This is a genomic window from Yersinia rohdei ATCC 43380 (assembly GCF_000173775.1).
GTDB lineage: Bacteria > Pseudomonadota > Gammaproteobacteria > Enterobacterales > Enterobacteriaceae > Yersinia > Yersinia rohdei.
Genome location: NZ_ACCD01000009.1, coordinates 22,289 through 36,028, shown reverse-complemented (window position 1 = coordinate 36,028; position 13,740 = coordinate 22,289). Strand labels below are relative to the sequence as shown.

Below are 13,740 nucleotides of genomic sequence, written 5' to 3'. Positions count from 1 at the left end.
TTAAATTAGCTGTCAGACCCGAAAACATCCGGGTCTGGCCCCAGTCGTTTACCGCTATCCAACTTCGAAATTGCCGTCAGTTCATCTTTGTGCAGTTTAAAATCAAAGACTTCAAAGTTTTCCCTGATACGCGCGGGGGTCACTGATTTCGGAATAACAATAAGCCCACAGTCCAAATGCCAACGGATGACTATCTGTGCTGGCGTCTTATGGTATTTCTGCGCTAATTGATGGATGACGGGGTTGTCAAAAACGCCTTTGCCACCTTGTGCCAGTGGGCTCCAGGATTCGGTAGCAATATGATGTGTGGCATTCCAGGCGTGAATTTGGCGCTGTTGTAGCAGTGGGTGTAGTTCAATTTGATTGACGGTAGGGGCAACGCCGGTTTCATCAATTAATCGTTGCAGATGAGGAATATTGAAGTTACACACCCCAATGCTGCGGATCAAACCCTGTTTTTTCAACACAGCTAACTCGCGCCAGGCACTCACATAGTTATCTTGTGTGGGATCAGGCCAGTGGATTAAATAGAGATCAACATAATCGAGCTGGAGTTTCTCCAGGCTCTCTTCCAGCGCCTGCTGTGGATTCCGTTGACTATCATTCCATAATTTTGTGGTAATAAATATCTCATCACGGGCAATGTTTGCTGCTTTCAGCGCCTTACCAACTCCTTCTTCATTCTTATAAATTGCCGCAGTATCAATTGATCGATAACCCACCTCCAGCGCTTTGCTGACAGCCAGTTGTGTTTCTTCAATACTGGCTTGCCACACGCCAAGGCCGAGTTGCGGCATCAAATTGCCATCGTGCAGTTTGATAATGGGTTGTGTTGCCATATTTATCTCCTTAGCTTAATACTCTTCGAATTTGCATTTGGCAGGTTTATTATCGGAATCAAACACTTGGGTTAATACATTACAGTGGTTAGAGAGTGAACTGGGGGCATAACCCCCAGTTATGATACGGAATTCACCGCAGCGATTTCCGTCAGATAATATAATTAGACAGCAGCTTCGTAGATGCGTTTGCTATCGGCTAAAGTGATATCACTGTGTTCGCCAAGTGCAGTCATCCCGTGCTCTTCCAGTTTCTTGATAAGATCAGGAATGGAGCTGCCATCCAGTTGGTAGGCGGATAAGCGCGTTGCCACGCCCATGCTTTCAAAGAAATGGCGGGTTGCTTCAATTGCTGCATCAATGCGTTGTTCTTCAGTCCCTTCTCGCAGGCCCCAAACACGTTCCGCATATTGCAGTAGTTTCGCGCGTTTTTGTTGTTTCTTCGCCACCAAGAGTGCGGGCAATACCACGGCTAATGTTTGCGCGTGATCCAGCCCATGACGTGCTGTGAGTTCGTGGCCGAGCATGTGTGTGGCCCAGTCTTGCGGCACACCGGCACCAATCAGGCCGTTTAATGCCATAGTGGCGCTCCACATAATATTAGCACGTACATTGTAATTCTTTGGATCGCTCAGGGCTTTTGGGCCGTCTTCAATCAGGGTCAACAGCAGGCCTTCCGCAAAACGATCTTGCACTTTCGCATCAACCGGATAAGTCAGATATTGCTCAAGAGTATGAACAAAAGCATCAACTACGCCGTTGGCCACCTGACGCGGCGGCAAGGTATAAGTTACTGCTGGATCCAGCACGGCAAACAGGGGCTGCACATGTGCTGAGAAGAAATGCTGTTTATCACCGGTGCTGCGGCGGCTGATAACGGCACCATTGTTGGCTTCAGAACCGGTGGCAGGCAAGGTCAGCACGGAGCCCATCGGGATGGCCTCGGTAATGTCGCTGCCAGTGGTTTCCAGAATATGCCACGGGTCTTGTGGATAATTGACGCCAGCGGCAATGAATTTAGTGCCATCCAACACCGACCCGCCTCCGACAGCTAACAGGAAGTTGATGTTCTCCGCACGGCAAATCTCAATGGCTTTCATCAGGGTTTCGTAGGTCGGGTTCGGCTCAATACCACCAAATTCTAGAAAATCAAAACCTTTCAGTGCTTGGTGCACTTGGTCAAGGACACCATTTTGTTTGATGCTGCCGCCGCCATAGGTAATTAAAATACGAGCATCAGCAGGAATTTCTTTATTCAGTTGTGCTATCTGGCCAGTACCGAACAAGATTTTAGTCGGGGTATGAAGAGTGAAATTTTGCATGGTTTATCTTCCAACTGTGGATAAAAATGATTGGTAACCATTGTCGGTAACCTGATGCTATACCTCAATGCACATTTCTGCCTTGCTCTTGCCTATTTCTCTAAATCGCTGTAGAAAAGTCGCATAATACTGCACAATTTATGTCAGATTATTTTAGTTAACAGAAATAGGTGAGCGCGCGATGGTCGAGATTACAGAGACTCAGTCACAGATGGCCGGGATGGTTGCCCGCTTGGCGCAGGGCAATGGTTTAACGCCCTCTGCCGTCCCCAAAGTGCAAATTTTATACTCTACCGTCCGCCAACCACGTACCCCGGTAATGTACACCCCCAGTGTGGTGATTTTATTTCAGGGGCATAAAGTGGGTTATCTGGGCAGTAAAGTGTTTCAGTACGACCCGAAAAACTACCTTATTCTGACCGTGCCTTTGCCGTTTGAATGCGAAACCTTTGCCAGCCCTGAAATACCCTTAGCTGGGATTTCGATTCATATCGACAGCCAGATGCTACAGGATTTAATTATAGATATAGGTGAGGATGAGCTGGAAAAACCTTCCGGTAATACCTCTGGCGTCAACTCATCGGTGCTGACGGAAGAGATGCTGTGCGCAACCGAGCGGCTACTGGATGTGATGTTGAATCCCCGTGATGCCAGAGTGCTAGGCCCACAAATTGTGCGGGAAATTATCTATTATGTGCTGTGCGGTCAGTGTGGCGGGGCATTGGAGGCCTTGGTGAACCGACACGGGCATTTCAATCAAATCACCAAGACATTGCGGCGTATTGAAAATCAGTTTGCAGATAATCTGAATGTCGAGCAATTGGCTGCGGATGTGAATATGAGTGTCTCAGCCTTTCATCATAATTTTAAAGCAGTGACCAACACTTCGCCCCTGCAATATCTGAAATCTTACCGGTTACATCGCGCGAGGATGATGATATTGCATGATGGACTAAAAGCGAGCACGGCTGCCAACAAGGTGGGGTATGAAAGTGCCTCACAATTTAGCCGGGAGTTTAAACGCTATTTCGGCTTGACCCCCAGTGAAGAGGTCGCCAAATTGCGGGCTAACTGAGTGAGTGCCGGATTTAATACAGTAAAAAAGGCTGTTTAGCTGCGGGGCAGCTATTCAGTCATGCTTTTACGTTTACACCACACCAAAACCAGGGTGCCGACCAGGCCGACAAGCAACAAAACAATCGGCAAAATCATCAGCGCTGTCATTACCTGATTTTCATAATGCTTAACCAGCGGAATATGGCTAAGAGCGAAGCCCAGCCCTACGACACTGCCCACCCAGAGCAGTCCACTGAGCCAGTTAAAGAATTGAAAACGTGCGCTATTCAACCCAGAAATACCGGCCAGTGTTGGCAATAATGTCCGTACAAATGCCAGGAAACGGCCAATAATCAGTGCCGCCAAACCATGACGAACAAACAGATTATGAGCGCGCTGCCGATAATGCACTGGTAACTGTAACAGCCACCTTTTTACCACTTTGGTATCGCCCAACCATAGCCCTTGCAGGTAACTTAGCCAACAACCCAAACTGGCCGCAATAGTCAGAATTATCATGGTGGGTAAAAAGGCCATAACACCCTTGGCAATTAATGCGCCTGCCAAGAGCAATAAGCTATCACCAGGGAGGAAAGAGGCTGGAAGCAAACCATTTTCTAAAAATAGGGTAGTAAAGAGTATGCCGTAAATGACCCAGATAACATTGGGGTCGGCCAATTTACTAAAATCCTGCTGCCACAAGGCATGAAGGATTTCGTGTAATACATCCATTGCTGTTCCTGTTTGCCTATCGTGTGAAAATATTATTGTGAGGACTTACTTAGTGTATCCGTAATGGTGCTAATCCACATTGATCTTATCCTCAATAACTGAATTTTGAGCGGATATATATGTGCTATTGATACTATTTATGTAAGAGATAATTAATGCGCGGTTATTATCACCGCGCGTTAGCAAGTTATTCGGTTCAGATAGGATGACTACTAGCTGCTTAAGCTTTCATCCGCTCAAATTTTCATCCGTTCAAACTTTAATTCTTTCAAACCCTGCCAGCAAATCTTCTTGCAAATCTTGCACATTCTCTAAGCCAATATGCAGACGGAATAATGTTCCTTTAATCCCTTCACTCTCATACTTACGGATGGCCCGCAGATCCTTGGGTTGATAACCGAGGATTAAGGATTCAAACCCGCCCCAAGAGAAAGCCATACTGAAATGGGTGAAATTATCGAGATAGTTTTCCAATTGTTGCTGAGTCAGTTCTTGTTTTAATTCAAAAGAAAACAAACCATTACAGCCGGTGAAGTCCCGCTTGAAAAATTCATGACCTTTGCAATCAGGTAAGGCTGGATGATAGACCGCCGCAACTTCTGGGCGCTGAGCTAGCCAGTTGGCAATCTCGATGCTGTTTTTTTCATGCTGTTTCAGACGCACACTCAAGGTGCGTAAACCTCTGCTGGCCAGATAGGCGGTATCTGCATCCACCATTTGCCCCATCAGATAAGAGTCTTCCCGTAGCTGTTCCCAACAGCGGGCATTGGCAACCGCAATCCCCAGCATCGCATCAGAATGACCAATAATATATTTAGTACCGGATTGGATGGAGATATCTATATCAAAATCCAATGCTTTAAACAGCACACCGGCTGCCCAAGTATTGTCCATCATGATAATCATGTCGGGAGAAACGGCGCGAATGGCTTTCACTATTGCCGGAATATCTTGTATTTCCATGGTGATAGAGCCGGGGGACTCCAGGAAAACCACTTTGGTTTGCGGTGTAATCAGTGTGGCTATCTCGGCCCCTAGCATGGGGTCAAAATAAGTGGTGGTGATGTTCATGCGCGATAATACTTTGTCGCAAAAACTTTGTGCAGGTTCATAGGCAGAACCGGTCATCAGCACATGATCACCTGCGGCCACAAAGGATAAAATGGCATTGCTGATAGCCGCCGCGCCACAGGGATAAAGCACACAGCCCGCACCGCCTTCCAATTCTGTCATGGCTTCTTGCAAAGAAAAATGAGTTAGCGTGCCTCTGCGCCCATAGAATAGCTCACCATTTCCACGATTAATTGTGGCCTGTTTTTTCGCTTTCACTGAGTCAAAAACCAGAGAAGATGCCCGCTGGATGACGGTATTGACCGCGCCTTGGGTAAATCGCTTACTCCTGCCAGCACTCACTAACGTTGTTTCCAGTTTTTCTGTCGAGGATTTATTTGCAGACATGATCGCGTTGTCACCTTTTTATAAGCCAAGCCTATCTTTCCTTGGCCAGCATTCATTATTGGGATGTATTCCTTACGTTAGCATGATGGTTGTGGTGTGAGGGCAGCTTTCACCATGAAAAAAACTAAAGAGGGCGACTTGCTGTTTTGTACGGGTTTGTAATGGAAAAATGCTGTGTAAGTAATGAAATGACGAATTTATTAAGGGTTGGTAATTGGCTGTATATCTTGTTTTATGGCAAGGGCTCTTGGGTTTAATTAACTGTTTTTATTTTACATTCCCTGTCACTCAGAATGTACAACCAAGAATGCTTATTCGGCTATCAAACGCGGTAGTCCCTGATATCAAGGATATTATTATTTTTTCTCAAAGAATAGGCTCAAATACTAATGATAATTACTATCAATCCCTGATTTGTTTGATATGATCGCCCACTGATTTCGTCCTTAAATTGATATGCAGATTGGGTGGAGGCACAGCGTGAAAACAGCTGGCAAAATGATTAAAGAGAAATCATTCGCGCAAGGCCGAATGATAAAAGGTGCGATGGCATTATTACTGGTGGCAGGTTTCGCCGGGCATGCATTTGCAGCACCGGGTAACAGTGGTGCAGTCGCTGCATCTGTTACGACACCAACAACGGCAATATCAACACCATTACCAACGCCGGAAATAACCTCAGTTGCTGCAACGCCGATCAATGCAGAAGTGGTGGCACCTGTTACTTCAGCACCGGTGATTCAGCCGTTAACCGCTCCAGCGCCACAAGGGTTGGCAATGGATCTCTCGGTTTGGGGCATGTATCAACATGCTGATGTGGTGGTGAAAGCGGTAATGATTGGTCTGGTATTGGCATCAATCGTGACCTGGACTATTTTGTTTTCCAAAGGTACTGAGTTATTCCGTGCCCGTCGCCGCTTGCAGCAGGAGCATGAAGTTATCGGCGCGGTCACTAATCTTGATACCGCTTCTGAGCGCGCAGCGGCCTTTTCTACTGAAAGTATCAGCAGCCTATTATTGAGTGAAGCCCAAAACGAGCGCCTGTTATCGGCAGAGTCAGACGACAATAATGGCATTAAAGAACGTGCTGCATTTCGTCTGGAACGCCGGGTCGCAGCAATTAGCCGCCAAATGGGCAAAGGTAATGGCTTCCTGGCAACCATTGGTGCCATCTCACCTTTTGTCGGGTTGTTTGGCACGGTTTGGGGCATTATGAATAGCTTTATCGGTATTGCCCACTCCCAGACCACTAATTTGGCGGTTGTTGCGCCGGGTATTGCAGAGGCTTTACTGGCGACAGCACTTGGCTTAGTGGCCGCAATCCCTGCGGTGGTTATCTATAATATTTTTGCTCGCCTGATTGGTTCTTACCGTGCTCAGGTCGGGGATGTTGCTGCACAGGTACTTTTGCTGTTGAGTCGTGATCTTGATTTGAACAGCAGTGCTGAAGCAAAGTCATCAAAGCTTCCTCACCAATTGCGTGCGGGGTGATTTATGGCTATGCGGATGAACGATAACCTTGATGAAAGTGGTGAACTACACGAAATTAACGTGACACCCTTTATCGATGTCATGCTGGTATTACTGATTATCTTTATGGTGGCAGCACCATTAGCGACCGTTGATATCAAAGTAGACTTACCGGCATCTTCAGCAATACCGCAGCCGCGGCCAGAAAAACCGGTGTTTCTGACAGTGAAAGCCGATAACCAGCTTTATGTTGGTGATCAGCAGGTTGACCGCGATTCTTTGGCGGTAGCGCTGGATAAAGTGACTCAAGCCAATAAAGAAACCACGATTTTCTTCCAAGCAGATAAAGTGGTGGATTATGAAACTTTGATGAGCGTAATGGATGCGCTGCGTAAATCAGGCTACCTCAAGGTGGGGTTAGTCGGTATGGAAGCCACTGCGACAAAATAGTTTATTTAAGGGCGCGGTAAATATCATATTACCGCGCCTGATATCAATTTTTCGGCGTATTACGGCCAACTTCAGTATCCTCAGTGGCTAATGCTCGATTAATATCTAACTCCAGTTCCTGCGCGTTACTTGCTAAATAAAAATTCCCCTCACCTACGCACTTTTTCCAATCTATATTTTCATCTGGTGTGTATCCAATTGCGATAAATACCATTCTGATATCATTATCTTTAATTCTTTCACACATCCCATTATCAATAAGTTTCTTAGTGATATTAAGGTATGGCGCATCTTTATTTATTCTATTATCACCAGCATGAGTGTTGTCATTATCATCACCGTCAGAAAGAATAACCATTATTTTGCGATTGTTATTGTTTGTTTCTTTAAAAAGGTTATTACCTGACAATATACCTGAGCTTATTAATGTCCCACCGTTGGCACGGGAGTTTAATATCTTGGAAAACTGACTGTCATCCATATTGTTTGAATCAAAGGTATGAGCCATAGATGTTCTCAAACAAAAATCATTAACACGTACGTCAGAAAGAGGAATATCAATAGTGTGGTCACTGCCATTAATTGACTTAATGGTTTTTTCATAGTCAATATTTTCTTCAATTACAGGGGATATAACATTCTCTAGCTTCACGTAATATATTCTTGAAAGATAACGCAGGGCTTTCTCCCTGTCGGTATAGTTTGCTTTATCGGTTATTTCTTCGCTAATACTTATATATTCCTTATCACTTAACTTGCCATAATTAATATCATTAATCATATTTAAACTAACAATTTTATCCATGCCAGGGAGTTCTTTAAGTCCTGATATATTATATTTCGTTAAATAATTCCCATCTGGACTGTGTTTTTTGGGTACAAATGGAAAATGACAAAGAAGCGTGGGTGTTGTGTTGTTATTATCAATTGTGCGTTTAGTGCCCCATGTGAAGGGCACGAAACCAACTAGATTAATATTTTCGTTTTGCTGTATCTCGTTATGCAGATTTTTAAAAATACGTCGTAATGCTACAATTCTTACTTTACTAATGTCAGTGCTATCAATATCAGTACCGTCAAAATCTCTATTCATTGAACCTGAGTAATCAGTAACAAACACCACATCTGTGGGTATGGCAGTAATAGAGGTGTTTTTTTTAGCTATCGCACTCTCATCTAACTTAATATCAGATATGGATATTAAATTAAATGCTTTATTTAAGAATTTAGCAGGGTAACTCATCGTAATATCTGCATGATAATCCATATGACTCGCACTGCTATTTATAGTTATTACGGGTTCTGAAAATGTTTCTTCTGGTAGATATGCATGGGCAAAGGAAGAAATAAGTATGTTATTTTTTACTTCCTGTTCTGAACTTGGAATATTATTATTCTCCACCGTTAATGCTAATGTTGCTTGCTCCATAGCATCAGATAACTTGGCTTTTTTTTGTATAAAACAAGATATTTCAAAAGACAAAAAAATCAAGCCGATAAAAATAGGTAAGAAAAAAATAAATGACATTAATATTGTGCCATTTTCGTTTTTTATAAAAAATTGAAATGAATTTCCTTGTTTTAACTCAGTATTGTTTTTTTTCATAAATAGATTTTACTCTTGTATTTATGTTTCTGAATAGTTTATTTGGTTAACGTTCAATAGCGATGGCAGAGGATTTTATCATCGTTTCATTTTCTCCTGGAGTTTGTAACCAAACTGGGGCAGGTAAACATAATGTGACTTGATATAGCGGTATCCATCTTCCAGCATTACTGAAAGTTGATAAATGTGTTAACTCCCTTAGGGGAATTACCGGCTCACAATCGCCAATACTCAATGGTAAACTCTTAGTATCATCAATAACCTTATCTTCAATCGCAGATGACTTTGTTGGGTTAAAGTGCAATATTTCTATCGTTAATGCCATATTAGGATTAGATATACCTGAATTTGATAACATATTTTCAGCTAATTGCCATAATTGGTTGGTTTGTCTTACTGTAAGTTCATTATCATTACTATATAACTTGGTTCTTTCACGTATTATTCCAGCCAGGGAATAAGATGTACGGTCTAGCTTGCCAACAGTAGAATAATATTCAGATACAGATATCATTGCTTTTATAAAAATCGTAATAAGTAAAATTACGATGGTAAATTCAACGATTACCGCACCATGAGTATTTTCAATCATATTTTGTTTGTTAATATTCTTGTGCAAAAATAACCTCTCGCGATAATAGGGTATTGGCCCAAGACGTTGAAATAGGGAAGAAAATGGGGTGGTATAGAAAATCAACTCTATAGATGGCGAGTGGTAGAGTATTATCATTTGACGTGTTAAGGCGAATAATATCTGAAATGCTGCGACTAAAAGTCACACTTACGCTGATATTTTTCTCCTCAAGTATAAACTTACCTAATACTCCTTGGTGTATGATTAATTTCTCACGTAATATTTCCCCATAGTTAGAACTATCATTTCTCTCTATATTTTTAGCCAATTTTGCTGACTCGGAAACCGCTAAGTCTAAACTGGCAGAAATATAAAGTAAGCGAGAGATTTCTGCGCTAGATAGCAGCATAAAAAAAAACAAAGTAAAAATTATAGAAAACTCTACAGCAACAGCCCCTTTGTTCGAGTGAAAAAAATGAGAGTTTAAATTATGCATTATTCTCCTCCATAAGATAATTTATCTTGATAAGGACGAGTTACCTGACTCAGCGCTAATATTAATTCATCAGGATCTTTAGCCATTTTTTCTGCGGTAATTATCTTCTTTGCATATTTCTTATCGCCAAGTTTTACTAATGAAAACACTAAGTTATGTAGTGTTAATCGGTTTCTTTTGCCCGACAGATAATCCGGCAATAATATTCTTACTGCATCAGAATGGCGGTTATCAAGCATTGCTATCACTGCAAGATTATTCATCGCTGTCTCATCTGCAATAAATAATTCTCGTGATTTTTCAATAGCGATTTCAGCTTTGTTAATTTCACCATTGTTAGCTAAAATAATACCCATTAAATTATGTGCTTCAGAATTATTTGGAGATATTTTTAGTAATTTATTTATAACATCATTAGCCGCGACGGTATCATTATTATTGATAAGATTTTTAGCCTGCAGTAAATAAATAGATTCATCCTGTTTTTTAGCTATTGGCCGCAAATAATAGAGTGAAGACTTAGTATCACCGGCCAGGTAATATGAATTTGCCAACTTTAATCTAATGGAATCATCTTCTTTTATTTTTAATTCATTACGATACAATGTTATTAGTCCAGCATGGTTATTTGCTTTAGTCAAAATAATTTCACGGTGTTTAAAATCTTGTTTACTCATTTTGTTATTCCAAGAACAACCACTTATTAGCAGAGTAAAAATGGTAAGAATAATAATTTTATTACATTTTTTGTACATGGGTGAGCAACTCCAATACGCTGGGTGATATAACTAAAACGATAAATGGGATAAGAATAAAAATAAATAGTGGAAAAGTTAGTTTTGTCGATAACTTACTGACTTTTTCCTCTGATACCAATAATTGCATTTCTCTCATCTCTTGAGATAATTTAGCAAGTTGATCATAAATGCTTGAGCCAAAACTGATGCTGTATTGCAGAGCACTGCAAAACATACGAATCTCCATTGCAGTGGAGCATTGATGCAATTCTTTTATTGCTAGCTCTAGTCCGTTAATTTCAGCTCTTTTGCTCATTTTAATCATAATAAGGCTTAGGTCTGGGTTGATTAATTTAAATTTTTTGGCTGTATAATTTAATGCTCCATCTATTGTCATTCCAGATTGAACACAGGCTGCTGTAATATCAATAAAAAAAGGTAATGATTTAAGCACAGACTCAGTTCTTTTATACAGAATATTTTTTATTATTATTTTAGGTAGAAAAAAAGTCCCCACAATGGTTATTAACCCAAAAACAATAAAGACTGTAATATTGATATTTATCAACCCCGTGCTTAACAAGATTACTAGAATCACCAGGTTTACTACAATGATAAGTGTCTTAAAATAAATTATGTTTTCAAGTATAAATGGCAGTGCTATAAATTCAGATAGTTCTTTTGCCTGGTTGTTTATTTCTGTTTTATTATCTTTTTTATCTTGCAGTTTGTCTTTTTCATTTACTTTATTGTATATAGATATTTTTTTTACTCTTGCTTTCGTTTTAAATAGAAGCATAAATCCCAAAAATGCTATTATTAGAAATAATATTTTCATAGCGTTTTCCTGAGCATTTTTCTTATCAATGAAATTCCAATTATCTCACTGATGATTATATAGTAAAATATTAACTTACCTGTAGGGTGGTTCCACATTGACTCTATACTTGTAGAGTCAATAAAGTAGAGCAAAAGAGAAAATGCTATAGGCATAACAGAAATAATATTTACAGACATTCTAGTCTCAGCCGTCATAGTTGCTTTTTTCTGTTCTGCAGTTTTATTTTTTGATATAATTTGGGATAACCTATTGGTCAAGTCTTTTAATTGCCCTCCTTGCTGTAGATTAAGCAGAATAATTGTTATAAGAAAATAAAACTCGGGAAAATTAAAGCGTTGGTAGGCGTCGTGAAAAACTGATTCAGGTGACTCACCAAGGTTAAGCCGTCGGCAAATAAGACGGAGCTCACTTCCTAATGGGCCTGTTATTTCCTGTCCACAACGCTCAAGCACTTGGTTAATACTTGCTCCGCTACTTGACGCCATGTTTATCATTAAAAGGACTTCGGGGAAATCTTGTTTGAAAAGAGAATAATGTTTCTTCCTTGCTGCCTTTATTTGGAAATATATAATACTGGTCACGATAAATATAAAAATAAGCACGGTGTTGAGATGAAAATAAAATAAGTTCACTGAAAATATACATATTGAGTATGCTATTGGGTATGTTATATGTTTTTTATTATTTTCTTTATTTGTCTCTTTTATGTACTTTAGCCATTCTGAAATTATTTTTTTTAAAGGTGTAATTAAAAAATAATTATTTATGATGGTGTTGTTATCAATAGGACAAATGGATTTTCTTATTTTCATCCATTTGTTATTACTTAATAAGAGTAATAATACCCCGGATAAAAGGACTATGTAGTAAATCATTTTTCCATCCCAGAAAAAATGCTATTTAATTCATTTGATAAATTGTAAATATCGGCATTGACTCTAACGGAGGAACGGCTAAATAAACCATGATTGATAAATTCACCTTGAATGTTGCCCTGTTCATTGCGTGTACTGGCTGGCTTAAATGAAAAGATATTATGTAGTACAACGTTATCGCCTTCCATTCCCATAATTTCACTGATGTGGCACACCTTCCTTGTGCCATCATTCATGCGCGAAACCTGCACAATAAGATTAATGGCAGATGCTATATTACGGCGGATAGTAAAAAGAGGCATATTGACCGGCCCCATCATAATCATACTTTCCAGGCGGGCAACAGCATCTCTGGGTGAGTTAGCATGCAGTGTGGACATAGAACCACTGTGTCCCGTGTTCATTGCTTGCAGCATCTCAAAAGTTTCTTCACCTCGACATTCGCCGATAATAATTCTGTCTGGGCGCATTCTCAGTGAGTTAATAACTAAGTCCCTCATAGAGATCTGCCCGGTATTTTCCAGACCAGCTAAGCGTGTTTCCATTCTTACTACATGAGGTTGCTCAAGATTCAGCTCTGCGGCATCTTCTAAAGTAATAACTCTTTCATTTTTAGCAATATACTTTGATAACGCATTTAGCAGTGTTGTTTTTCCTGATCCAGTACCACCAGAAATAATTATATTGACCCTACAACTGGCCGAGATAATTAAAAAATTTGCCATATCGCTACTCATTGCACCCATATCAACTAAGTCTTCTAATTTTCGCTTGTTATTACTGAATTTTCTAATAGAAAGCGCAGTGCCATCCAGAGCTATGGGACTCAGTGCTATATTAATGCGACTGCCATCAATTAAACGTGCATCAGCCAGTGGGCGACCTTCATCAATACGTCGATTGACTCTTTGCATTAAACGTTTAGCAATCTCTGTCAGTTGGGTATTGTTAATAAACCGACGGTCGGTTAATGTTATTAAACCAAACCGTTCAACAAATATTTTTTCTGGGCCATTAACCATAATGTCACTAATTGAATCATCTGCCATCAGTTCTCTTAATGGCCCAAAACCAGTAATTTCATCCGCAATCATTGAAACTATTTTTTTCTGATCCTGCGTAGTTAGTTGATGTTCATTGTCATTGAACAACTCATAAAATGTCTGAGTCAGCAAACCATTAAGTTTGTTGTAATCATTAACAAGATGCTCGACTTTATCTATATCAATATTAGCCAGCATTTTTTCGCGGATTAATTCTTGAATGGTTAATGATATTTTCATT

The 13,740-nt window shown here is 40.5% G+C and carries 14 protein-coding genes; 3 read left to right on the top strand and 11 right to left on the bottom strand.

Features of this window, described 5'->3' with window-relative positions:
* Nucleotides 1–5: 5 nt before the first annotated feature.
* Both dkgA and yqhD read right to left on the bottom strand, forming a co-directional pair.
* A complete protein-coding gene (dkgA, locus tag YROHD0001_RS09860; RefSeq protein WP_004714487.1) occupies nucleotides 6–839 on the bottom strand; it encodes a 2,5-didehydrogluconate reductase DkgA in 834 nt (277 codons plus the stop codon).
* Between the two features lie 164 nt (nucleotides 840–1,003).
* Nucleotides 1,004–2,161, bottom strand: a complete 1,158-nt coding sequence (gene yqhD, locus YROHD0001_RS09865) for an alcohol dehydrogenase (RefSeq protein WP_004714486.1) — start codon at nucleotides 2,159–2,161, stop codon at nucleotides 1,004–1,006.
* A gap of 181 nt (nucleotides 2,162–2,342) precedes the next feature.
* Here yqhD and YROHD0001_RS09870 point away from each other — a divergent pair, with 181 nt between their 5' ends.
* Nucleotides 2,343–3,236, top strand: a complete 894-nt coding sequence (locus YROHD0001_RS09870) for an AraC family transcriptional regulator (RefSeq protein ID WP_004714485.1) — start codon at nucleotides 2,343–2,345, stop codon at nucleotides 3,234–3,236.
* A 50-nt stretch (nucleotides 3,237–3,286) separates the two neighbouring features.
* On the opposite strand, the gene YROHD0001_RS09875 is transcribed toward YROHD0001_RS09870, so the two are convergent.
* Both YROHD0001_RS09875 and metC read right to left on the bottom strand, forming a co-directional pair.
* Complete coding sequence (locus YROHD0001_RS09875) at nucleotides 3,287–3,949, bottom strand: DedA family protein (protein ID WP_004714484.1); 663 nt, start codon at nucleotides 3,947–3,949, stop codon at nucleotides 3,287–3,289.
* Nucleotides 3,950–4,201: 252 nt separating this feature from the next.
* Nucleotides 4,202–5,407, bottom strand: a complete 1,206-nt coding sequence (gene metC, locus YROHD0001_RS09880) for a cystathionine beta-lyase (RefSeq protein WP_004714483.1) — start codon at nucleotides 5,405–5,407, stop codon at nucleotides 4,202–4,204.
* A gap of 480 nt (nucleotides 5,408–5,887) precedes the next feature.
* On the opposite strand from metC, the gene exbB reads away from it, so the two are divergent.
* Nucleotides 5,888–6,898, top strand: a complete 1,011-nt coding sequence (exbB, locus tag YROHD0001_RS0117800; protein ID WP_004714482.1) for a tol-pal system-associated acyl-CoA thioesterase — start codon at nucleotides 5,888–5,890, stop codon at nucleotides 6,896–6,898.
* A 3-nt stretch (nucleotides 6,899–6,901) separates the two neighbouring features.
* Nucleotides 6,902–7,327: a TonB system transport protein ExbD gene (gene exbD / locus YROHD0001_RS09885; protein WP_032816769.1), complete on the top strand. Its 426-nt coding sequence runs from the start codon at nucleotides 6,902–6,904 to the stop codon at nucleotides 7,325–7,327.
* Nucleotides 7,328–7,370: 43 nt separating this feature from the next.
* Here the strand turns inward: exbD and YROHD0001_RS20450 are convergent, their stop codons facing one another.
* The 7 genes from YROHD0001_RS20450 to YROHD0001_RS09915 are packed head-to-tail and all read right to left on the bottom strand — an operon-like array spanning nucleotide 7,371 to nucleotide 13,739.
* Nucleotides 7,371–8,933, bottom strand: coding sequence for a TadE/TadG family type IV pilus assembly protein (locus YROHD0001_RS20450; protein WP_004714480.1), 1,563 nt, complete (start codon nucleotides 8,931–8,933; stop codon nucleotides 7,371–7,373).
* A 46-nt stretch (nucleotides 8,934–8,979) separates the two neighbouring features.
* Nucleotides 8,980–9,552 carry a tight adherence pilus pseudopilin TadF gene (tadF, locus tag YROHD0001_RS09895; protein ID WP_032816767.1) on the bottom strand — a complete coding sequence of 191 codons (573 nt, stop codon included), beginning with the start codon at nucleotides 9,550–9,552 and terminating at the stop codon, nucleotides 8,980–8,982.
* Nucleotides 9,536–10,003, bottom strand: a complete 468-nt coding sequence (locus YROHD0001_RS0117795; RefSeq protein ID WP_032816765.1) for a TadE/TadG family type IV pilus assembly protein — start codon at nucleotides 10,001–10,003, stop codon at nucleotides 9,536–9,538. The genes tadF and YROHD0001_RS0117795 overlap by 17 nt, the downstream gene beginning before the upstream one ends.
* The gene (locus YROHD0001_RS09900) at nucleotides 10,003–10,758 is read right to left on the bottom strand and encodes a tetratricopeptide repeat protein (protein WP_032816764.1); all 756 of its coding nucleotides are present in this window, start codon (nucleotides 10,756–10,758) and stop codon (nucleotides 10,003–10,005) included. Before YROHD0001_RS09900 ends, YROHD0001_RS0117795 begins: the two co-directional genes overlap by 1 nt.
* Nucleotides 10,742–11,578 carry a type II secretion system F family protein gene (locus YROHD0001_RS09905; RefSeq protein WP_032816762.1) on the bottom strand — a complete coding sequence of 279 codons (837 nt, stop codon included), beginning with the start codon at nucleotides 11,576–11,578 and terminating at the stop codon, nucleotides 10,742–10,744. The genes YROHD0001_RS09900 and YROHD0001_RS09905 overlap by 17 nt, the downstream gene beginning before the upstream one ends.
* The gene (locus YROHD0001_RS09910; RefSeq protein WP_032816760.1) at nucleotides 11,575–12,456 is read right to left on the bottom strand and encodes a type II secretion system F family protein; all 882 of its coding nucleotides are present in this window, start codon (nucleotides 12,454–12,456) and stop codon (nucleotides 11,575–11,577) included. Before YROHD0001_RS09910 ends, YROHD0001_RS09905 begins: the two co-directional genes overlap by 4 nt.
* Nucleotides 12,453–13,739 carry a TadA family conjugal transfer-associated ATPase gene (locus YROHD0001_RS09915; RefSeq protein ID WP_004714475.1) on the bottom strand — a complete coding sequence of 429 codons (1,287 nt, stop codon included), beginning with the start codon at nucleotides 13,737–13,739 and terminating at the stop codon, nucleotides 12,453–12,455. Before YROHD0001_RS09915 ends, YROHD0001_RS09910 begins: the two co-directional genes overlap by 4 nt.
* Between the last annotated feature and the right edge of the window lies 1 nt (nucleotide 13,740).